The sequence below is a fragment of the Mesorhizobium shonense genome (genome assembly GCF_040545255.1).
In the GTDB taxonomy this organism is placed as follows: domain Bacteria; phylum Pseudomonadota; class Alphaproteobacteria; order Rhizobiales; family Rhizobiaceae; genus Mesorhizobium; species Mesorhizobium shonense.
Genome location: NZ_JBEPLM010000019.1, coordinates 80,232 through 102,291 on the forward strand (window position 1 = coordinate 80,232; position 22,060 = coordinate 102,291).

The window sequence follows — 22,060 nt, forward strand, 5'->3', positions numbered from 1 at the left end:
GTGCTCCCCGACAAAGTTTGGGTATCCAAGCCACAAAAGCAGGAAGCCTGCCAAGGCGGAATCGCCGGCAGGCTTCTTGAACCGTTGGTGCAGGCAGGTGACGCTTCAGGCGGAGGCCTTGGCCTTCCTGCCCCTCTTGACCGGTTCGGCTTCCGCCTTGCGGCCGAGGCCGATCGACTTGGCCAATTGCGAACGCGAAGCCGCATAGTTGGGCGCGACCATCGGGTAGTCCACGGGGAGGCCCCATTTGGTGCGGTAGGCCTCAGGCGACAGCCCGAAATGCACGCCGATATGGCGCTTCAGCGATTTGAACTTCTTCCCGTCCTCAAGGCAGATGATGTAGTCCGGCGTCACCGAGCGGCGGGGGTTGACGGCGGGGACGGGCGGGGGTGCAGGCGGCACCAGCGGCTGGCTGAGCCCGCCGATCGAAGAGGCGACGCTGGCGATGAGCCCGCCCAGGTCCGAAGCGGGCAGCCGGTTCTTGGCGACATAGGCCGACACGATGTGAGCGGTGAGCTCGAGCAGGTCGACTTCTTCCTTGGCTGTGTTGGTGTCCTCGTCCACGTAATTCCTCCTCTATGCCGCATGGCCGCGAAAATGGGGATGTGAGAGCAGCTGCCGCGTCCTTCGTGCGCCGGGGAAGACGCATGGCGCGGCAGGCCGGCGAATTCCTAGTCGGCAAATGTGCAGGGCGCAACGATCAGTCGCGCGGGTACACGTTATTTTGAACAACTATACTGAAATGTAACAATATCAGACGACCAGCGCCTTGTCGCGCCACAGTCGAAATCCACCTTCGAAGGCGCGAGTGTTGTCGCCACGCCTGGATTTCTCGGGCAATTCATCGAGCTTGTCGACATTGCCGCCGCCGATGACCACATAATCGGGCTGCAAGGCGGCGCGAAGCCTGTTGACGACGTCGAAAACGTATTTGCGCCATTTTTTCTTCCCGTGCTTTTCCAGGCCACGCTCGCCGACATAGTCCTCGAAGCTCAAGCCTTTCCGGTAGGGAAGGTGGGCAAGCTCCATCGGTTGCCCGACATTGTCGAGGATCATCGCGGCGCCCAGGCCGGTGCCCAGGCCGAGAAAAAGCATGCGGCCGCCCTCGTAGCTGCCGATCGCCTGCATGAGCGCGTCGTTGACGAGTTTCACCGGCTTGCCGAAAGCGGCGCTGAAATCATAGCCCTTCCAACCCTTGCCGAGATTGAAGGGATCGAGTGAAGGCTTGTTGTCCCGCACCGGACCGGGATAACCCATCGAGATGACGTCGTAGCTCAGGCCCTCGGCGAGTTTGTTCACCGAAGCAACCACCCGCTGCGGCGTCAGGCCCGGTCCGGATTCGGCGCGGCGCATCTCGCCGCCGGCGCTGGTGAGGATCTTCACATGCGAGCCGCCGACATCGATCGTGAGCACGACCTGATCGCCTTTCGCCGCAGCCGGTTTTGCCGCCTTCGCCATTTCGTTGCCTCCGAAACTATTTCGTCGGGTTGATCCAGCCATTGGGCGGGCCGAAGCCGTTCATGGCATCGGCCGGCCCCCAGGTCTTCGGCGCATAGATCTGCGGCGGCGTGGTGTCGCCAAGCACCGGCCCGACGATGCGCCAGGCCAGCTCGGCCGCATCCTGGCGGGTGAAGAGCTGGCCGTTGCCGTTCATCGCATCGCCGATCAGCCTCTCATAGGGCGGCATGTCGCCTTTGGTGTCGTCGAGCGCGGTGAGTTCCACCTGCTCGCCGATCATGTCGTCGCCGGCGACCTTGCGCTGCGCGCCGATCGAGATCGCCACCTGCGGATCGATGCGGAAGCGGACATAGTTGGCGTCGCCCGGCTTGATCGGGTCGAAGACGTCGAGCGGCGGCCGCTTCAGCCGCACGATCACTTCGGTGGCGTGCACCGGCATGTTCTTGCCGGCGCGGATGAAGAAGGGCACGTCCCGCCAGCGCCAGGTGTCGACGAAGAACCGCACTGCGGCGAAGGTCTCGACCGGCGAGTTGGGCTTGACGCCCGGCTCCGCCAGATAGCCGTCGAACTGGCCGCGCACGACATCGTCCTTGGCAAGCGTGCGGATGGCGCGGAGCACCTGCACCTTCTCGTCGATCAGGTCGTCGGCCGAGCGCCCGACCGGCGGCTCCATGGCTAAAAGCAATAGAATGTTGAGCAGATGGTTCTCGATGACGTCGCGGATGCAGCCGACGTCGTCATAGAAGCGGCCGCGGCCCTCGATGCCGAAATCCTCGGCCATGGTGATCTGCACGCTCTCGACGAAGTTGCGGTTCCAGATCGGTTCGAGGAAAGCGTTGGCGAAGCGGAAATAGAGCAGGTTCTGGATCGCTTCCTTGCCGAGATAATGGTCGATGCGGAAGATCGACTGTTCGTCGAACACCAGATGCAGCACCCGGTTCAGCCAGCGCGCGGACTGGAGGTCGTGGCCGAAAGGCTTTTCCACCATGAGCCGCGCGCCGCGCGCGGTGCCGGACTGCTCCAACCCTTGCACGACGGTTTCGAACATGGTCGGGGGGACTGCCATATAGTGCAATGGCCGCTGCGCGGCGCCGAGCGCCGTCTTCAGCTTCTCGAAGGTGGCGCTGTCGCGGTAGTCGCCGCTGACATAGCGCAGCAGCGAGGCGAGCTTGGCGAACACCTTGTCGTCGACTTTGCCCAGCGCATTGACGATGCCGTCGCGAGCCCGGTCCACCAGCTTGCCAGGATCCCAAGGCTCGAAGGCGACGCCGATCACCGGCTCGGCCAACGTCCCCTTGGCGACCATATGATACAGCGCCGGAAATATCTTCTTATGCGCAAGATCGCCGGTCGCTCCGAAAAGCACCAGCGTGTCGGACCTCTCCTGGCTCATGCCGTCTCTCCCCTCAGGCGCCGGTCTTCGGCTTCTCGACATGGCCGCCGAAGGCATAGCGCATGGCGGACAGAAGCTTGTCGGCGAAGGCGGATTCGCCTTGCGAGGAGAAGCGGTCGAACAGCGCCGAGGACAGCACCGGCGCCGGAACGCCGGTATCGATCGCCGCCTTCAGCGTCCAGCGGCCTTCGCCCGAGTCCGACACCCGGCCGCCGAATTGCGTGAGCGCGGGGTCGTTCTTCAGCGCGCCGGCGGTGAGGTCGAGCAGCCAGGAGCCGATGACGCTGCCGTGCCGCCAGACCTCGGCCACTTGGGCGAGGTCGATATCGAATTGGTAATATTGCGGATTTTCGAGCGGACTGGTCTCGGCATCCGCCGTGCGGCCGCGCTTGCCGACATTGGCCGATTTCAGGATGTTGATGCCCTCGGCATAGGCGGCCATGACGCCGTATTCGATGCCGTTATGCACCATCTTGACGAAATGGCCGGCGCCGCTCGGCCCGCAATGCAGATAGCCAAAGGCCGCGGTTCCGGCGTCCTTCGGCGGGTTGGAGCCTGGGTCGGCGCCGGGCGCCAGCGTGGCGAAGACCGAATCGAGATGCTGCACGGCTTCATCGGGGCCGCCGATCATCAGGCAGTAGCCGCGCTCGAGACCCCAGACGCCACCGCTGGTGCCGACATCGACAAAGTTGATGCCCTTGGTTGCCAGCTTCGCGGCCTGGTCGACGGCATCGTGGTAGTAGGAATTGCCGCCGTCGATGATGATGTCGCCAGGCTCCATCAACGCTGCCACCTGGTCGACGATCCTGCCGGTGATCGCCGCCGGCAGCATCAGCCAGGCGCAGCGCGGCTTGGCGAGCTTGGCGACGAATTCTTCCAGCGAGGCGGCGCCAATGGCGCCGTCCTTGACCATGCCGGCGACGCTTGCCGAATTGATGTCGTAGACGACGCATTCATGGCCGTCGCGCATCAGGCGCCGCACCATGTTGGCGCCCATCCTGCCCAGTCCCATCATTCCGATCTGCATGGTGTCATCCCGATTGCTTGAGGAAGAAGAAATCTTACTGGCTATCCGAAGGGTCGATGCCGATGGTGAAGTCGACATTCTCCCAACGGCTGGCTTCGGGCCAGAAAAAAGTGAAGACGATCGTCGATCCCGGCGGCAGGCTGGTAACGGCCAGGTCGACCAGATGGACGCCGAACGCGTTCTCGGCCGTCTTGTCATCCTGCACCGTCAGCCATTTGTCGCTGCTCCAGTGAACCACACCGCGCGCGGATAGTTCCACGCGCAGGACCTTGCCGGCGGGAATGGAGCGGATCTTGTTGTTGAAGCGCCATAGCCGGAAGGGCGAGACGGTCTTTCGCTTGATGTAGCGTTCGACGCCCTGCGGCGGCATGTCGAAGACCTTGCGATCGCGCAGCGAGCGCAGGAGCTTGATATGCTCGGCATGCGCCCAGACCAGCGGCATAGCGCTGCCCGACGGCGCGCCGAGCCGCAATTCGCGCTCCGGTATGTCGGGTCTGTCCCAGAGCTGCTCCGGCAGAAGGCCGCCCACACCGGCGGAGCGCTCGAAGGTTTCCAGCAGTTCGGCCGCTTTGTCGGGCCGTCCCGCCGCCAGTTCGTAATGGGCGCGTTCGCCAGTAAGCAGCGGCCACGCGCGACCTTTGCCGGTGCCGTCGAAAGGCGAACCGTCTTCATGTTCGCCATAGCCGTCGCCACTATAGCGATACCAGACCGGCCCTTGCGGCAACTCACATCGAAGCTCAGCATCGATGGCTTTGATCGTGTTCAGGATGCGCGGATCGTCCGCCGGCCTCAGACCAAAGCGGACCAGCGCCAGCGCATCGGGGCTGACGATCGCTTCGGCTGGCTTATCGGTGTCGGCCGGCGGGCGGTTCTTGATCGGCACGAAGCCGTCCTTCGGCGAAGCGGCGCCGGCACCGTCGGGCGGCGCAATGCGGACATAATAGCCTTCGATGCTTTCCCTGGCGCAGAGCTCGGTGCCAGTGACATAGGTCCAGCGCTCTATCTCTGCATTCCAGCAATCGGCGGTCTCGCGCAAATATTTTGCCGGCTCATTTTTGCCGCAGGCATCCAGCATGTCGGCCGCCGCAAGCAGCGCCGCGATCTCGACCGCCAACGTAAACGGGCTGTAGCCGGCGTCCTCTTCCCAGCGGTCCTCGCCGGTGACGGGGCCGTTGCGCACGACATAGGAGGCCGCGCTCTCGATCATGGCTAAGAAATCGTCGAGCTTGGCGCGCGGCAGATGACCGGCGCGGCGGAGCGCATCGGCGAGCAGCAGCGGAAAGGCGCATTCATCCATCTGGATGCCTTGCCAATAGGGCGTTCCGCTCGACCAGCAATTTTGCGGCCAATGACCGTCCGGCTGCTGGATCGAACGCAGATAGGTGAGGATCTCAAGCGCCTGCCTGGCGTCGCCGGCGGCGAGGAAGCCGCCCGCCGTCTCCACCAGGTCGCGCGGCCAGACCAAATGGTAGCCACCGAGATCGTCGTCGCCCTTGTTGAAGCCCCAGGGGATCGAGAGACTGGCGACGGCGGCTCCAGGCCTGGCGGTCGATAGATGCGAGGCAAGAACCGCCGTGCTGATGCGGTAGGTGTTCAGCCCAGAGGCGGCATGACGGTCGAGCTTTTCCAGGCCGGCCTGGAATTTCCGCCAGTTCGCGACATAGGTTTCAGCGGCCGCCTCAAAACCCTGGTGGAGACTGGCCAGCGCGATCTCCGCCGCCTCTTCCGGCCAGGCGCCGAAGCCGAGCGCCAGCAGGGCCGTGCCCTTGCCCGCCGAGAAGCCGATCTCGCCGGTCAGCGCCACATTGCCATCCTCCGCACGCTGGCTAACGGGATCGAGCGCACCGCCATTCCGGAGCTGCTGCCAGCCGTCGGAGACGCCGACATAGCCGGCCGAGCAGGCGCCCCAGGGCAGAGAGCAGGCCAGCGCGACCGAGACGCCGCGACCTGATGCAAACAGCACGCGATGTCCCTTGTGCTCGCCGACCCAGGCCGTGTTGCCCGTGCCGGCATTGACCAGATGCGGCGCGAGCAGCGCGTAGACGCGGTAGTCCGCGATTGAGCCTTTGAGGACGGCGAACGTGATTTCCTGCAGCAGGACGGGGTGTTTCGGGTCCGTAATGATGCGCTTTTCCATCCGGTAGGAACCGTCGGCCGCCGTGTTGGCCAGGCGGTAGGCGGGCACGCCGTCCTCGAACGGCTCGATCACGTGGGCGGCATCGCGCTTTTCTTCCGAGAAGGAACCGCCGGGACCGATGACGATCAGCCCCATGTCGCGCGTGCAGGCGCTGTCGAGGCGCGGATAATAGATCTCATTCAGTATGCCGTGACTGATGGTGAACCAGAGCGGGCTTTTCGCCGAAAGCGCGGTGCCGACGCCGCTCTTGGCGCTTGACGTCCAGCGCGCGGGAATTCCCGGGGCGCCTTTAGCAACGGTCGGCGTCACTGCCATCAATTGGCCTCCTGCCGCCGTTCCTAGACCAGGAGCCGGCGGCTTTTCAATCGTCGCACCTGAAGTTGATCGCCCCCCGCCGTCGCGTGAGCCGTCGTTGACAGCGGCACCGTCAAGCGCTCACTATTTTGCAAGCAGGGAGGAATGCGGGAAACAAGGCTTGCAGCCGCGCCATATGGGCACGGCGCGTCTTTCCGCGGCATTCATGAGGGCGGCAAGGGAGGAGACATGTCGGAGGTATCTCCCCAGCTGATCGACCGGCTGCTCGCGATTTCGCGGGCTTTGGCCGGGCATATCGATCCGGGCTCGGCGTTCCGGGCGACGGCGATCGAAATCGGCACGCTCATCCCGCACGACCATATCGACCTGGCGGTGCTGTCGCTCGATGGGCGGATGCATGCCTGCTACGAGGCCGGTTTCCACACCAGCTGGAGCGAGCTTGCGCAGCACCCGGTCGAGGGCAGCCCGATCCGCCGCGTGCTGCGGGGTGAGACGCCTTATCTCCTGACCGACAATGCGCTCGTCGACGATCGCTTCCATTTCGAAGGCGCCTTCGACGGGCCGATCTTCGTCGCCAAGCTGCGCAGCCGCATCATCGTGCCGCTGCGGGCACGCGGCACCGTCGTCGGCGCGCTCAACATCAGCCGGCACGAGGCCGGCTGCTACACGCAGGCTGACGTCGACGTCGCCCAGCAATGCGCCGATCTCATCGCGCCCTATATCTTCGCGCTGATCCAGACCGAGGAAGCGCGCCGCGCCATGCTCGCTGAAAGCGAGGCGCGCAACCGGGCGGAGCTGCTCAGGGTCGGCGCCTCGCAGCTGACCGCCGGCATGGAGCGCGAACGCCGCCGGATGGCGATGGACCTGCACGACCAGACGCTCGCCGACCTCGCCCGCATCGCGCGCCAGGTCTCGGCCTTCCGCAGCCGCGGCGTGGCGCGTACGGCGCAGCTTGCCGATCTCGAGCAGGAGGTGGCGGGCTGCCTGGCGGAGCTTCGCCACATCGTCGACGACATGCGGCCGAGCGTCTTGGAACTGTTCGGCCTGCGCGATGCCGTCGAGGCGCATCTCAACCGCAGCGTCGCCAGGGCCAAACCGCCGATCGCGGTGCGCATCGCCGACACCAGCGACGGCAGCGCCGACGGCCTGTCGGAAACGCTGCGGACGGCCCTCTACCGGATCGTGCAGGAAGCCATCAACAACGCTGTGCGCCATGCCGGACCGAGCCGCATCGAGGTGCAATTGGCTTCGACGGCAACCACGTTCAGCGTGACCGTCACCGATGACGGGCATGGCTGCGGCGCGGTCGACCCTGCCGCCCAAGGCGGCATCGGCCACATGCACACGCGGGCCGCCCTTGTCGGGGCGCGGCTGCGTTTCGAGCCGGCCAGCCGCAAGGGCGGTACGCGGGTCGTCATCGAGATCGACCGCGAGCCCGAAGAGGGCAAGGGTTCGGCACGCAGCACTGCGGCGGCGGAAAGCCAGCCGGTGGCGGAGGCGTTCTGATGTTGGTGATGATCGCGGAAAACGACGGCCTGCACCGCAGCTTCGCGCGGCGCACCGTCGAACAATTGTGGCCCGGCGACGTCGAGGTGATCGAAGCCGGCGACGGCGAGGACGCCATCAACCTGGCGGCCGAGCGGCAGCCGCCGCATGTCGTGCTCGACCTGCAGCTGCCAAAGGCGACAGGCATCGAGGTGGCCCGCGCCATCTGGAGCCGGCGCGCCGGCACGCATATCCTGTTCTGGTCGAACTTCGCCGACGAGGCCTATGTGCGAGGCGTGGCGCGCATCGTGCCGCCGGGCTCGGTCTACGGCTATGTGCTGAAGTCGGCGACGGAAGAAGGCATGCGTTCGGCGCTGCGCGGCGTGTTCCGCGAGGGGCATTGCATCATCGACCGCGAGATCCGCGGCATCCAGCACCGCGTCCAGGACCGGTTCGAGGGCATCACCGATGGCGAGTATGAAAGCCTGATCGACATCGCGCTCGGGCTGACCGACAGGGCGATCGCGGCGCGCCGCGGCCTGTCGATCCGCGGCGCGCAGAGCCGCATCAAGCATGTCTACGACAAGCTGGGAATCGTGCCGCCGGAAGAGGGCGCCGGCGAGGCGTCGGTCTTCAATTCGCGCACCCGCGCGATCTACCTCGCCATGGCGCGCGGCCTGATCAACGTCGACGCGCTGCGGCGCGAGCAGGAACAGCTCGACGCCTGGCTCGCGCAGGCGACGCCGCCGCAGGACCAGTAGCCTTCGGCTTCCGCCGACTGTGCGAAACCACAGTCGGCGCTGCGCTTAGACCCGTATCGCACGGCTCGCATCCCGACTACGTTTTGTCCGACAAGAACAAGAATATCGGGAAGCGCCATGCCGTTCGTCAGCATACGGATACTCGAAGGCCATTCGCAAAAGCGCAAGAACGAGATCTCGCGCCGCGTCACCGAAGCGATCAGCGAAGTGGCCGAGCTGCCCATGGAAGCGATCTGGGTGGTGATTGAGGACGTGCCGGGCAGCGACTGGTTCGTCGCCGGCAAGCCGGTTCGCGAGCCGAAGGGCTCGTAATGTCGATCCCGGCGCGCGCCCGTCATTCCGGCTTTGGCGACGTCGTCGGCAATGCGGCGATGGAGCGGCTTGCCACTGGCTACGGCTTCATCGAAGGGCCGGTGTGGCATCCTTATGAGAAATGGCTGGTCTTTTCCGACATTCCACAAAGCCGCATGTACCGGCTCGGCGCTTCGGGCGAGATCGAGCTGTTCCGCGCGCCCAGCCATAAGGCCAACGGCAACACGCTCGACCGGCAGGGGCGGCTGGTGACCTGCGAGCACGCCACCAGCCGCGTCACGCGCGCCGAGCCGAACGGCACGACAACGGTTCTGGCCACGCATCACGAGGGCAAGCAGCTCAACAGTCCGAACGACATCGTGGTGGCCACCGGGGGCTCGATCTACTTCACCGATCCGACTTACGGCCGGGCGGAGTTCTACGGCGTGCCGCGACCGCAGGAGTTGCCGTTCCAGGGCGTCTACCGAATAGACGGCAACGGCGCGCGGCTGACCTTGCTCGCCGACGATTTCGTGCAGCCCAACGGGCTTTGTTTCTCGCTCGATGAATCGAGGCTCTTCGTCAACGATACCGAGCGCGGCCACATCAGGGTATTCGGCGTGGAAGCGAACGGCGATCTCAATGGCGGTGCGGTTTGGGCGGTGACGGAAGGCGACGGGCTCGGGGCGCCCGACGGGATGAAGATCGACAGCCGGGGAAACCTCTATTGCACCGGCCCGGGCGGCATACACGTCTTCGATGCCTCGGGCGATCTTCTCGGCGTCATCGCGACGCCGGAAGATTGTGCCAATTTCACCTTCGGCGACGAGGACCTGAGGAGCCTCTACATCGCCGCGTCGACGTCGCTGTACCGGCTGAGGGTGCGGGTGCCGGGACTGAGGCTGTTTTGAGCGGCGACGCTCGGATCGGATTGGAGTGAACCGGCCCGGAAGGCCGATGGAAGTGCAGCAGTCAACACATCTGGGAGGATATGACATGAAAAAACTACTGGTCTTGAGCGCCCTTGCAGCCATGCTCGCCTCGGGCACGGCGCTTGCCGACACGAGCGGCAAGAAGATCGCCTTCTCCAACAATTACGCCGGCAATTCGTGGCGCCAGGCGATGCTCGACAGCTACGGCATCGTCACCAAGAAGGCGGTCGACGACAAAGTGGTCGGAGCCGCCGATGTCTTCACCACGGCGGACAAGGAAGTGCCGACCCAGGCCGCGCAGGTGCAGAACCTGATCCTGCAGGGCTATGATGCCATCGTCATCAACGCCGCCTCGCCGGATGCGTTGAACGGCGCCATCAAGCAGGCCTGCGACGCCAACATCGTCGTCGTCTCCTTCGACGGCATCGTCACCGAGCCTTGCGCCTACCGCGTCGTCGTCGACTTCAAGGACATGGGCAAGCAGGAAGTCGAGCAGATGGCCAAGTTCCAGCCGAAGGGCGGCAATCTGCTGGAGATCCGCGGGCTTGCCGGCACCTCGATCGACGATGCCATCCATGCCGGCATCCTCGAAGGCGTCGCCGCCCATCCCGAGTTCAAGATCGTCGGCTCGGTAACCGGCGACTGGGACCAGACGACGGCGCAGAAGGCGGTGGCGACCATCCTGCCGTCGCTCCCCGACGTCGTCGGCATCGTCGACCAGGGCGGCGACGGCTATGGCGCCGCGCAAGCCTTCGCCGCCGCCGGCAAGCCGCGCCCGACCATCATCATGGGCAACCGCCAGGACGAGCTGAAGTGGTGGAAGGAGCAGAAGGAGAAGGACGGTTACACGACCTGGTCGGCCTCGATCGCGCCCGGCGTGTCGACGCTCGCCTTCTGGGTGGCGCAGCAGGTGCTCGACGGCCGCAAGGACATCCCGCACGATCTCCTGGTGCCCTATCTCGCCTTCACGCAAGATGATTTCGAGGCCGCGTTGCCGAAGATCAAGGAGGGCGGCGTCGCCACCCACGAATACACGCAGGAAGAAGCCGTCGCGGCCATCAAGGCGAACATCAAGCAATAGCGGCTCGAAATTTGCCAGCCGCATCGCCAACCGGATAAAAGTTGAGGATGCTTCAGGCTATTGCAGATATCGTCAAGCTGGACGGCGCCGAAAAGCATTTCGGCGCCGTCCGCGCGCTCAACGGCGTCGACTTCCATGTCGGTGCCGGCGAATGCGTCGGGCTGGTCGGGCACAACGGCGCCGGCAAGTCGACGCTCATGCATATGGTGGCGGGCACGCTGCGCCCCGACGGCGGGCAGATCGCGGTGCGCGGCAATGCCGAAGCCAGCTATTCCGTGGCGCGCGCGCTCGAGCTCGGCATACGCTGCGTGTTCCAGGAGTTGTCGCTCTGCCCCAACCTAAGCGTCGCCGAAAACACGCGCATCAACCATCCCTCGCTCAGCGGTCTCGGCTGGCGACGCAAGGCCGCTGACCTTATTCAGGCCAAGCTCGACGAGATCTTTCCAGACCACGGCATCTCGGCCGACGACATTGCCGGCGACCTCTCGATCGGCAGGCGGCAGATGGTGGAGGTGGCGCGCGCCTTCACCCTGACGCGCGAACCACTGCACCTGGTCATCCTCGACGAGCCGACCTCGTCGCTCGACGCGCATACGGCGGGCCAGTTGCTCGCCTTCGTGCGCCGCTTCGTCGAAGCGGGCGGCAGCTGCATCCTGATCTCGCATGTGCTGGGCGAAGTGCTGCAGAACGCCGACCGCATCGTGGTGATGCGCGACGGCAAGGTGGTCGCGGCCGACGCCGCAAGCGCGTTCGACCGCGACAAGCTGGTCGCCGCGATGGGCGGCGCCGAGGGCCACCAGAAGGCCGCCGCCGAGGCACGGAAGGCCGAAGCCGGCGCGCTCAGGGTGCGGGCGCGCCCGGCGCGGCAGCAGGACGGCAAGGAGCTTGTCGCCCGCGCGGGCGAGATCATCGGCCTCGCCGGTCTCGCCGGGCATGGCCAGACCGACCTGCTGCTCGCGATCTTCGCCGCGGCGTCCCGTGCCAAAGCCGGTGTCGAGGTGACGGCGCCGGTGGCGCTGGTCGCCGGCGACCGCCAGGCGGACGGCATCTTCGCGCAATGGTCGATCGCGCAGAACATCGGCGTCCGCTCGCTTCAACGCCTGCGCAACGGCCTGCTGATCTCGCCGCAGCGCGAGGCGGAGTTGGCCGAGTTCTGGAAGAAGAAGATCGGCATCCGCACGCCGGACATGAACAACAACATCTATTCGCTGTCGGGCGGCAACCAGCAGAAGACGCTGTTTGCCCGCGCGCTCGGCTCGGACGCCGAGATCGTGCTGATGGACGACCCGATGCGCGGCGTCGACATCGGCACCAAGCTCGAAGTCTACGGCCTCGTGCGCGAGGAGGCCGCCAAGGGGCGCACCTTCCTCTGGTACACCACCGAAACCGAAGAGCTCGACAATTGCGACCATGTCTATGTCTTCAAGAACGGCCGGATCGTCGCCAACCTCGGCCGCGACGAGCTGACGGAAGAAAAGATCATCCAGTCCTCGTTCGGCGATGCGGCCTGAGATGACGGTGATCGCTCCCGGCACGCTCCCGAAATCCTCGCCGCGCGGCAATGCGGCCAGGGCGCGCCTGCTGCGCGGCCTGTTGCCGGCGCTGTCGCTGGCGCTGGTGCTGATGGCCATTGCCTGGCTCAACCCGCGCGCCATCAGCTATTTCGGCTTCAACCTGATGCTCAACCTGGCGATCCCGATCGCTCTGGCGACGATCGCGCAGATGTTCGTCATCGCCGGCAACGAGCTCGATCTTTCGATCGGCACCTTCGTCGGCTTCGTCGGCTGTGTCAGCGCGACATGGCTTCGGGACGCGCCGCTCGTCGGCATCGCGGTGCTGCTCGGCTCGATCGGCGTCTATGCGCTGCTCGGCGCGCTCATCCATCTGCGCAACTTGCCGTCGATCGTGGTGACGCTCGGCATGAGCTTCGTCTGGCAGGGACTTGCGATCCTCATCCTGCCGAAGCCGGGCGGCAAGGCGCCGGACTGGCTGCTGGCCGTCATGTCCTTCAAGCCGCCCTACATCCCGTTCCCGATCCTCGCCGCGCTGCTCATCGCGGCCGTCGTGCATTTCGGCCTGATGCGCACCTCCTATGGCGTCATCCTGCGCGGCTCAGGCGGCAATGCCGCGGCGCTCAGGCGCGCCGGCTGGTCGCTGCTCCGCACCAAGATCGCGCTGTTCGCGCTGACCGGCCTGTTCGGCGTGCTCTCCGGCATGGCGCTGATCGGCATCACCACCTCGGCCGACGCCAATATCGGCAACGGCTACACACTGCTGTCGATCGCCGGCGTCATTCTCGGCGGCGGTGAGTTCGTCGGCGGCCGCGTGTCGCCCATTGGCGCGGTCCTCGGCGCGCTGACGCTGGCGTTGGCAGCCTCGCCGTTGCTCACCTTCATGCACATCCCGCCCGACTGGCAGGTCGCCGCCAATGGCGCGATCCTGATCATCGTGCTGGCGGCGCGGGTGCTGATCAGCCGCAGGGAGAGGTGAGAAATGGTCTCTGTGCGGACGCTGCTCGAAAAACCCTGGCTCTGGTCGTTCGTCGGCGCCCTTTTGGTGTGGGTGGCGACGGTTGCCTTTACCGGCGGCTACGGCGCCGGCGGCATGGTCACGGCGGCGCTTTCGCTGGCCGTCTTCACCGTCATCGTCGGCGTCGGCCAGATGTTCGTCATCACGCTCGGGCCCGGCAATGTCGACCTGTCGCTGCCGGCCAATATCGGGCTCGCCAGCGCGGTGGCGATGAAGGTTATGGGTGGCAGCGATTCCATGATTGTCGTCGGGCTGCTTGCCGCGCTCGCCTGCGGTGCTGCGATCGGCGCCATCAACTACCTGCTGATCTGGGCGCTGCGCATCCCGCCGATCATCGCCACGCTCTCGGCGAGCTTCATCATCCAGTCGGTCGACATCAGCTATGGCCGCGGCCTGCAGATCAAGCCGCCGCCGGGCTTCGCCGATTTCACCAATTGGCAAATCCTCGGCATTCCGGTGCTGGCGATGCTGACGGTGGTCTTCACCATCGGAGCGGCGCTTGCGCTGCAGCGCATGATCTATGGCCGCTCGGTGCTGGCGATCGGCCAAAACATCCGCGCCGCCTGGCTCGCCGGCGTCAATGTCGGCCGCATCCGTTTCCTCACCTACACGCTGTGCGGCGCGCTCGGCGGCATCGATGGCGCATTGCTTGCCGGCTATTTCCGCGGCGCCAATGTCGATATCGGCAACGAATACCTGCTCGCCTCGATCGCGGTCGTCGTCATCGGCGGCACGTCGGTCGCCGGCGGCAAGGCCAATGTGCCGGGCGTCTGGGGCGCCGGCTTGTTCCTGGTGCTCCTGCTCACCATGCTCAACACCTTCGGCGTCAGCGCGGGGGTGAGGTTGGTGCTGACCGGGCTGATCATCGTCGGGGTGATAACGGCGGCGGGTGGGGAAAGGGCTGTACGGTGAGGTGCCGCGCCTTCGTCATCCTCGGGCTTGACCCGAGGATCCATGCCGTGACATCGGCCGAAGAACGCAGCGCTTGAAAAGAGGCGCCAGTCACCTGCGTCGAAGTGTCGAGCAAAACCTGCACCGCTGCGGCGCTCTGACGTAACGGCATGGATCCTAGGGTCTGCGCTGCGTCGCTGCGCTCCTTGCTTCGCCCTAGGATGACGACCGAAAGGATGTCGCGCCTCCCCGACAACCATTGTGCCAGCGCAACATCCGGTTCCCATTCGCCGCCTGGCCTAGTAAACCCGTCCGCGATCGCAGCCGGTCTCGGGAGGTTTCGCTTGTCCAGTTTCGTCAGCGTTGCAAACGCGAACGGCGTGGCGGCGGTCACCATCGACAACCCGCCGGTCAATGCGCTGAGTTTTCATGTCCGCAAGCCGCTTTACGAGGCGCTTATCGCGCTGCGCGACGATCCCGCCGCCAAGGCCATCGTCATCGCCTGCGCCGGCCGGACTTTCGTCGCCGGCGCCGATATCACCGAATTCGGCAAGCCGGTCGAACAGCCGGAGCTTCGCGCCATCATCGCCCTGCTGGAAACCATCGCCAAGCCGACGGTCGCCGCCATCCACGGAACGGCGCTTGGCGGCGGACTGGAGCTGGCGCTCGGTTGCCATTTCCGCGTCGCCGATCGGGGCGCCAAGCTCGGCCTGCCCGAGGTGAAGCTCGGCCTGCTGCCGGGCGGCGGCGGCACGGTGCGCCTGCCGCGCCTGGTGGGTGCTGCAAAAGCGCTCGGCATGATCGTTTCGGGAACGCCGATTTCGGGCGGCGAAGCAAAGGCTGCGGGTCTTGTCGACGAGACCTTCGACGGCGATCTGTTGGCGAACGCGGTTCGTTTCGCCAGCGAAATGGCCGATCGAGGCGGGCCGTTCGTTCCGGTACGGGATCGCAACGAGCGACTTGCCGAAACCGTTCTTGCCGCCTTCGACGCCCAGGCGGTCGACCTCGCCAAAAAAACGCGCGGACTGGAAGCGCCGCTTGCCTGCGCCGATGCCGTGCGCAATGCCATCACGCTACCCTTCGACGAGGCACTGGCCGCCGAGCGCCAGCTTTTCGCAAAACTCGTTTCGGGCGACCAGTCGCGGGCGCAGCGGCATCTGTTCTTCGCCGAGCGCGAGGCGGCGAAGGTGCCGGGCAAGGACCTGCAGAAGCGCAGGATAGAACGCGTCGGCATCGTCGGCGCCGGCACGATGGGCGGCGGCATCGCCATGGCCTTCGCCAATGGCGGCTTTCCGGTGACCTTGCTGGAGACGAGCGAGGAAGCGCTGCAGCGCGGCCTGGCGATGATCGAGAAGAACTATGCGGTCTCGGTGAGCCGCGGCTCATTGACCGAGGCGGCGAAACAGCAGCGGCTGGGTCTGTTCAAGGGCAGCGCCGACTATGGCGATCTCGCCGATTGCGACCTGATCATCGAGGCCGTGTTCGAGGACATGGCGGTGAAGAAGGAAGTGTTCGGCAAGCTGGATGCCGTCGCCAAACCCGGCGCCATCCTTGCCACCAACACCTCCTATCTCGACGTCGACGCGATCGCCGCTTCGATCTCGCGGCCGCAGGACGTTCTCGGCATGCATTTCTTCTCGCCGGCCAATGTCATGAAGCTGCTGGAGATCGTGCGCGCCGGGAAGACCGCGCCCGACGCGCTGGCGACGGTGACCGATCTCGCCCGGCGCATCGGCAAGGTGGCAGTCGTCGTCGGCGTCTGCCATGGTTTCGTGGGCAACCGTATGCTGTCCGCGCGAGGTGCGGAAAACGAAGCGCTGCTGCTGGAAGGCGCGACACCTGCCCAAGTCGACAAAGCGTTCAGCGATTTCGGCTGGCCGATGGGACCGTTCCAGATGGGCGACCTCGCCGGCCTCGACATCGGCTGGCGCAACCGCAAGGCGCGCGGCCAGACGGCGGTGATTGCCGATACGCTGTGCGAGCAGGGCCGCTTCGGCCAGAAGACCGGCCGCGGCTGGTATCGCTATGAGAGCGGCTCGCGCGAGCCGGTGGCCGATCCCGAAGTCGACGCGCTGATCCGCGCCAAGGCGGCCGAGTTGGGTATCGCGCCACGCGCGATCGGCGCTGGTGAGATCATCGAGCGCACGCTCTATCCCTTGGTCAACGAGGGCGCGAAGATCCTCGAGGAAGGCATCGCGGCGCGGGCGTCCGACATCGACGTCGTCTGGGTCAACGGCTACGGTTTTCCGATCGGCAAGGGCGGACCGATGTTCTGGGGTGGCCTCGAAGGCGCGGCCAGGATCGTCGAGCGGCTGGAGCATTGGCACCATAGCACTGGCCGCGCCATCTTCGAGCCGGCGCCGGTGTTGAGGAGGTTGGCCGAGACGGGGCGCTGGGAGGGATAGTAAAGCTATCTGGAACGAGCGCCGGAGTTCCTTCACACCCCCCTCTGCCCTGCCGGGCATCTCCCCCGCAAGGGGGGAGATCAGCAGTTTTGGCGCCTCGCTCCTCTTGCGGCGTCCGAGATTGGCGAAGGCCGTCGTGATGGCTGATTTCCCCCCTTGCGGGGGAGATGGCCGGCAGGCCAGAGGGGGGTGCTGTCCCGCCGACGTTCCCAGCTTCCATACGGCAACCACATGCCAAATTTGACCATGTGGACAAAAGTGGGGCGTCGTTCCATAGTCTTGGCGTCTGACATTTTTTTGAACGGCCGGCTCGACACGGCCGTCGAGCAGAGGGGAACTTCAATGAAAAAAGATCATAGCAAAACGCAGCGCGCCGGCCTGTCGCGCCGCAACGTGTTGGAACTCGGCGCGCTGGGCCTCGCGGCGGTGGCGCTGCCGGGCGTGGCCTTCGCCAAGGACAAGAAGCTGAAGGTGGCGGCGATCTTCGCTACGCCGATCGAGGAGCCGTGGGACAACCAGATCCATGTCGCCCTGCAGAAGGCCGAGAAAGAGCTCGGCATCGAATACAAATGGTCGGAAAAGGTGCAGACCGCCGATTTCAGCCGCGTGATGCGCGAATATGCGCAGGGCGGCTACCAGCTGGTGCTGGGCGACGCTTTCGCCGCCGAGCGCGAGTCGCGTCGCACGGCAAAACAGTTCCCGAAGACCGCCTGGCTGTTCGGCTCCGGCGCCGGTCCTGCCGAACCCAATTTCGGCGTCTTCGACAACTGGATCCACGAGCCCGCCTATCTCTCCGGCATGATCGCCGGCAAGATCTCGAAGTCGGGCACGGTCGGCGCGGTCGCGGCGATGGGCATTCCGGAAGTGAACCGGCTGGTCAACGCCTTCTTTGCCGGCGCCAAGGAGGTCAACCCGAACGTCAAGAAGAAGGTTGCCTTCATCGGCTCCTTCTTCGATCCGCCGAAAGCCAAGGAAGCGGCGGTGGCGCAGATCGATGCCGGCGTCGACGTCATCTACGCCGAGCGCTTCGGCGTCATCGAGGCGGCGGTCGAGAAGAAGATTCTTGCCATCTCCAACATGTCCGACCAGTCGAGCCTCGGCCCCGACACGGTCATCACCGGCCCGGTGTGGGACATGTATCCGACGGTCGAGCAGGCGATCAAACTGGTCAAGGCCGGCGTCTTCACCGCGCAGGACTATGGCGACTTCTCGCGGATGGCCAAGGGCGGCTCGTATCTGGCGCCCTACCACAAATTCGACAAGACGCTGCCGGCGGAGGTCAAGGAGCTGGTCGAGAAGAAGAAGGCGGAGATTCTGGAAGGCAATTTCCGCGTCGACGTCGACGAGAACACGCCGGTTTCGGATTAAGCGCCGTCTATCCCTCCCCCTCGAGGGGAGGGTGGCCCGCAGGGCCGGGAGGGGTCGCCCGCGACGCGCTCCATTCTTGTTCAGTCATAGGTCGAGGCGGTTGAGGCGACCCCTCCCGCCTCGCTTCGCTCGGCACCCTCCCCTCAAGGGGGAGGGGAACCAGGAGTTCCCCCTTGTCCGCCCCCCTCATCGAAATGCGCGGCATCACCAAGGCCTTCGGCGCCGTCAAGGCGAACGAGGCCGTCGATCTCAGCGTCGCGCCAGGCGAAATCCTCGGCCTGCTCGGCGAGAACGGCGCCGGCAAGACGACGCTGATGAACGTGCTGTTCGGCGCCTATGCGCCCGATGCCGGCGAAATCCTGGTCGAGGGCAGGCCGGTCGCCATCCACAACTCGGCCGACGCGCTGGCCGCCGGCATCGGCATGGTGCACCAGCATTTTCATCTCGCGCCGCGGCTGACGGTGCTGGAGAACCTTTTGATCGGCATTCCCGGCAAGGTCGGCCGCATCGACCGCGCCGGCGGGTTGGCGCGGCTGAAGGAGATCGGCCGCAAGCATGGCTTGAGCCTCGATCCGAACTTGCCGGTGTCGGCGCTGTCGGTCGGCGAGCAGCAGCGGCTGGAGATCATCAAGGCGCTGTTTCGCGGCGCGAAGCTTCTGATCCTCGACGAGCCGACGGCGGTGCTGGCGCCGAGCGAAGTGGATGGCCTCTTCGCCGCCTTGCGCTCGATGGCGGCGCAAGGGCTCGGCATCATCTTCATCTCGCACAAGCTCAACGAGGTCCGGGCGCTCACCCATCGCTGCCTGGTGCTCAGGCACGGCAAGGTCGCCGGCCGCGTCGACCACCCGGCAAGCACCACCTCGGCCGAGATGGCGAAGCTGATGTGCGGCCACGAGATCGTGCCGCCGACAAGAAAGGCTTCGACGCCCGGCGTCGCCGTGCTGACGCTGGACGGCATTTCCACCTCCGGCCATGCCGGCACACCGCTGCTCGACGTCTCGCTTTTCGTCCGGGCGGGCGAGATCCTGGGCATCGCCGGCGTTTCCGGCAACGGCCAGCGGGCGCTGGCCGACGTCATTTCCGGCATGCTGCCGCCCAAGGCCGGCACGATGACCATAGCCGGCAAAGCGGTTGCGCAATTCTCGCCGCGGGCGCTGCAGGCGCTTGGCCTCGGCCGCATCCCCGAGGACCGGATGACCACCGGGCTGGTCACCAACCTGCCTTTGGCCGACTCCATGGTGCTGCCGCGCATCGGCACCGAGGCCTTCAGCCGCAAGGGGCTGCTCGATCCGGCCGCGATCCGCGCCTTCGCCGAAGCCCAGATCAAGGCTTACGACATACGCTGCCCGGGGCCGATGGTGCGTGCCGGCGCGCTGTCCGGCGGCAACCTGCAGAAGGCGCTTCTGGCGCGCGAGCTGGCTTTCGATCCAAAAGTGCTGATCGTCTCGCAACCGACGCGCGGCCTCGACATCGGGGCCGCGCGCTTCATCCACGAAAAATTCCTCGCCATGCGTGCCAAGGGCTGCGGCATCATCGTCATCGGCGAGGACCTCGAGGAGTTGCTGATGCTCTCCGACCGCATCGCGGTGATGTATGAGGGCCGCATCGCCGGCACGCTTTCGGGCGCGGACGCCACCGTCGCGAGGCTCGGCCTGATGATGACCGGCGCGGAGGGAAGGGCGTAAACCATGGGATTTCCCCTTTCCGACGTCGGTGCCGCCCCTCACCTGCCTGCCGGCATCCTCTCCCCGTATAGGGACGGGGAGAGGGACGCTCTCATCGACGGTTTCGCCAACAGCCAGCGTTCCAAGAAAGGTCGCCGAGGTTGCGGCCAGCCCCCTTCTCCCCGTCACTATACGGGGAGAAGGTGCCGGCAGGCGGATGAGGGGCGGCGCGGACGCTCGCGGAAGTACTCGTCCAGCCCGCGGCGGTTGCCGGCCAGCTATCACGGCGCGGAGGGGCACGCCTGATGTTTCGTCTCGAAGTCCGTACCTCGACGCCAGCCTGGTTCAATCTTGCTTTGCCGCTATTGGCCATCGCCATTGCACTGGTGCTGTGCAGCGGCCTCATCGTGGCGGCCGGCGCCGGCGTGATTGAGGCCTACGGCGTGATGCTGTCGGCCTCGCTCGGCGACAGCTACGCCATCACCGAGACGCTGGTGCGAGCCGCGCCGATGATCTTCACCGGCCTCGCGGTGGCGATCGCCTTCCGGGCAAAATTCTGGAACATCGGCGCCGAGGGCCAGCTGCTCGCCGGCGCGGTGGCGAGCTGCTTCGTCGGCGCGATCCCGATGCCGGGCACCCTCGCCATGCTGTTGATGGCGCTTGTGGGCGCGGCTGCGGGCGCTCTCGTCGCGCTGGTGCCGGCGACGCTGCGGGTCAAATTCAAGGTCGATGACGTGGTGAGCTCGCTGCTGCTCAACTCGGTCATCTATTATGCGCTGATGGCGCTGATCGAGGGGCCGTGGAAGGACAGCTTCAGCGGCTATCCGATCTCGCCGCCGATCGAGGACTCGGCCAATTTCCCGGTCCTGCTCGAGGGCACAAGATTGCATCTCGGCGTCGTCGTGGCGCTGATCGCGGCGCCGCTCTGCTGGTTCCTGATCGCGCGCACCACGCTCGGTTTCCGGATCCGCGTCACCGGCGAGAACCAGGAAGCCGCGCGCTATGGCGGCATCAACGTGCAGCGCGTGCTGCTTTCCACGGCACTGCTCTCCGGCGCGCTTGCCGGGCTCGCCGGCGTCGGCGAAGTCGGCGGCGTGCATTTCCAGGTGATGAGCGACATCTCGCCGGGCTATGGCTATTCCGGCATCGTCGTCGCCATGCTCGCCCGGCTCAACCCGCTCGGCGTGGTGCCGGCGGCGATCTTCCTTGCCGCCGTCATGACCGGCGCCGAGGCGATGTCGCGGGCGACGGGGGTGCCGGCCTTCCTCAGCGACGTCATCCAGGGCACGGCGCTGCTTGCCATGCTGGTGGCGCTGCTCTTCACCGCCTACCGCATCCGCCGCGTGGGGGCTTCCGCATGAGCGCGGTGTTCGAGCAGATTTTCCAGGTCGGCTTCCTTGCCGCCATCATACGCATCGCCACGCCACTAGCCTTCGCGACGCTCGGCGAAATGTTCTCCGAGCGCGCCGGCGTGCTCAATCTCGGCATCGAAGGCATCATGCTGCTCTCGGCCATGGCCGGCTTCACCGCTGCCAGCTTGAGCGGCAGCCTATGGCTGGGCGTGCTGGTGGCCGTGCTTACCGGCGCGCTGATGGGTGCGCTGCATGCGCTGTTCACGGTGGCGCTGGGTCTCAGCCAGCATGTCTGCGGCATCGGCGTGACGCTGTTCTCATCCGGCCTTGCCTATTTCCTCTACCGGCTGATCTTCGGCCAGCAGTCCGTGCCGCCGAGCATCGATGGTTTCAAGCCGGTGCCGATCCCGCTGCTTTCCGACATTCCTATCCTCGGCCCAGCGGTGTTCAACCAGTTCACGCTGGTCTATCTGGCTGTTATCGCCATCCCGCTCGCGGCCTTCGTGCTCTACCGCACCCCCTGGGGGCTTTCAGTGCGCATGGTCGGCGAGAATCCGCGCGCGGCGGATTCCGCCGGCGTCAGCGTGATCGCCACGCGCTTCCAGGCGGTGATCCTCGGCGGCGCGCTGATGGGGCTCGCCGGCGCGTTCCTCACCATGGCGCAGTTCAACGCCTTCACCTTCGGCGTGGTGTCGGGGCGCGGTTGGGTGGCGATCGCGCTGGTCGTGTTCGGCCGCTGGGATCCATGGCGCTCGGCGGGAGCTGCGTTGCTCTTTGCCTTCGTCGACGCGCTGCAACTCAGGATGCAGGCGAGCGGGCTCGGGCACATTCCTTACGAAGCCTTCCTGATGCTGCCCTTCATCTTCACCATCGTCGCCATGGCGTTCATGTCGCGCAATGCGGTGGCGCCGTCAGCGTTGCTGAAGCCGTTCCGGAGAGAGGAGCGGTAGTGCCCTTTCCTCTCCCTCCGG

General features: G+C 65.8%; 18 protein-coding genes. 13 read left to right on the top strand and 5 right to left on the bottom strand.

What is annotated here, in order from left to right; all coding sequences use genetic code 11:
* Positions 1-105: 105 nt before the first annotated feature.
* The 5 genes from ABID26_RS31800 to ABID26_RS31820 all read right to left on the bottom strand — a co-directional run bounded on the left by ABID26_RS31800 (position 106) and on the right by ABID26_RS31820 (position 6,330).
* Complete coding sequence (locus ABID26_RS31800) at positions 106-564, bottom strand: Ros/MucR family transcriptional regulator (protein WP_126097205.1); 459 nt, start codon at positions 562-564, stop codon at positions 106-108.
* Between the two features lie 189 nt (positions 565-753).
* Positions 754-1,458, bottom strand: a complete 705-nt coding sequence (locus ABID26_RS31805; protein ID WP_126097206.1) for an ROK family protein — start codon at positions 1,456-1,458, stop codon at positions 754-756.
* 16 nt (positions 1,459-1,474) lie between these two features.
* Positions 1,475-2,851, bottom strand: coding sequence for a glucose-6-phosphate dehydrogenase (gene zwf / locus ABID26_RS31810; RefSeq protein WP_126097207.1), 1,377 nt, complete (start codon positions 2,849-2,851; stop codon positions 1,475-1,477).
* A 13-nt stretch (positions 2,852-2,864) separates the two neighbouring features.
* A complete protein-coding gene (gnd, locus tag ABID26_RS31815) occupies positions 2,865-3,878 on the bottom strand; it encodes a phosphogluconate dehydrogenase (NAD(+)-dependent, decarboxylating) (protein ID WP_126097208.1) in 1,014 nt (337 codons plus the stop codon).
* A 34-nt stretch (positions 3,879-3,912) separates the two neighbouring features.
* Positions 3,913-6,330, bottom strand: coding sequence for a glucan 1,4-alpha-glucosidase (locus ABID26_RS31820; RefSeq protein WP_292304144.1), 2,418 nt, complete (start codon positions 6,328-6,330; stop codon positions 3,913-3,915).
* Positions 6,331-6,558: 228 nt separating this feature from the next.
* Here ABID26_RS31820 and ABID26_RS31825 point away from each other — a divergent pair, with 228 nt between their 5' ends.
* The 13 genes from ABID26_RS31825 to ABID26_RS31885 all read left to right on the top strand — a co-directional run bounded on the left by ABID26_RS31825 (position 6,559) and on the right by ABID26_RS31885 (position 22,039).
* Positions 6,559-7,836 carry a GAF domain-containing sensor histidine kinase gene (locus ABID26_RS31825; RefSeq protein ID WP_245460170.1) on the top strand — a complete coding sequence of 426 codons (1,278 nt, stop codon included), beginning with the start codon at positions 6,559-6,561 and terminating at the stop codon, positions 7,834-7,836.
* Positions 7,836-8,576, top strand: coding sequence for a response regulator transcription factor (locus ABID26_RS31830; RefSeq protein WP_126097210.1), 741 nt, complete (start codon positions 7,836-7,838; stop codon positions 8,574-8,576). The genes ABID26_RS31825 and ABID26_RS31830 overlap by 1 nt, the downstream gene beginning before the upstream one ends.
* A 117-nt stretch (positions 8,577-8,693) precedes the next feature.
* Positions 8,694-8,888 carry a tautomerase family protein gene (locus tag ABID26_RS31835; protein WP_126097211.1) on the top strand — a complete coding sequence of 65 codons (195 nt, stop codon included), beginning with the start codon at positions 8,694-8,696 and terminating at the stop codon, positions 8,886-8,888.
* Complete coding sequence (locus ABID26_RS31840) at positions 8,888-9,778, top strand: SMP-30/gluconolactonase/LRE family protein (protein ID WP_126097212.1); 891 nt, start codon at positions 8,888-8,890, stop codon at positions 9,776-9,778. Before ABID26_RS31835 ends, ABID26_RS31840 begins: the two co-directional genes overlap by 1 nt.
* Positions 9,779-9,863: 85 nt before the next feature.
* Positions 9,864-10,880 carry an ABC transporter substrate-binding protein gene (locus ABID26_RS31845; protein WP_126097213.1) on the top strand — a complete coding sequence of 339 codons (1,017 nt, stop codon included), beginning with the start codon at positions 9,864-9,866 and terminating at the stop codon, positions 10,878-10,880.
* Between the two features lie 47 nt (positions 10,881-10,927).
* Entirely contained in the window at positions 10,928-12,391 is a 1,464-nt protein-coding gene (locus tag ABID26_RS31850) for a sugar ABC transporter ATP-binding protein (RefSeq protein ID WP_126097214.1), read from the top strand.
* 1 nt (position 12,392) lies between these two features.
* Positions 12,393-13,370: an ABC transporter permease gene (locus tag ABID26_RS31855; RefSeq protein WP_189521420.1), complete on the top strand. Its 978-nt coding sequence runs from the start codon at positions 12,393-12,395 to the stop codon at positions 13,368-13,370.
* 3 nt (positions 13,371-13,373) lie between these two features.
* Entirely contained in the window at positions 13,374-14,321 is a 948-nt protein-coding gene (locus tag ABID26_RS31860; RefSeq protein WP_126097216.1) for an ABC transporter permease, read from the top strand.
* 323 nt (positions 14,322-14,644) lie between these two features.
* Complete coding sequence (locus ABID26_RS31865) at positions 14,645-16,705, top strand: 3-hydroxyacyl-CoA dehydrogenase NAD-binding domain-containing protein (RefSeq protein WP_126097218.1); 2,061 nt, start codon at positions 14,645-14,647, stop codon at positions 16,703-16,705.
* Between the two features lie 342 nt (positions 16,706-17,047).
* Entirely contained in the window at positions 17,048-18,073 is a 1,026-nt protein-coding gene (locus tag ABID26_RS31870; RefSeq protein ID WP_126097219.1) for a BMP family protein, read from the top strand.
* Positions 18,074-18,246: 173 nt separating this feature from the next.
* Entirely contained in the window at positions 18,247-19,758 is a 1,512-nt protein-coding gene (locus ABID26_RS31875; protein WP_435528628.1) for an ABC transporter ATP-binding protein, read from the top strand.
* Positions 19,759-20,042: 284 nt separating this feature from the next.
* Entirely contained in the window at positions 20,043-21,098 is a 1,056-nt protein-coding gene (locus ABID26_RS31880) for an ABC transporter permease (protein WP_126097221.1), read from the top strand.
* Positions 21,095-22,039 carry an ABC transporter permease gene (locus ABID26_RS31885; RefSeq protein WP_126097222.1) on the top strand — a complete coding sequence of 315 codons (945 nt, stop codon included), beginning with the start codon at positions 21,095-21,097 and terminating at the stop codon, positions 22,037-22,039. Before ABID26_RS31880 ends, ABID26_RS31885 begins: the two co-directional genes overlap by 4 nt.
* Positions 22,040-22,060: the final 21 nt, after the last annotated feature.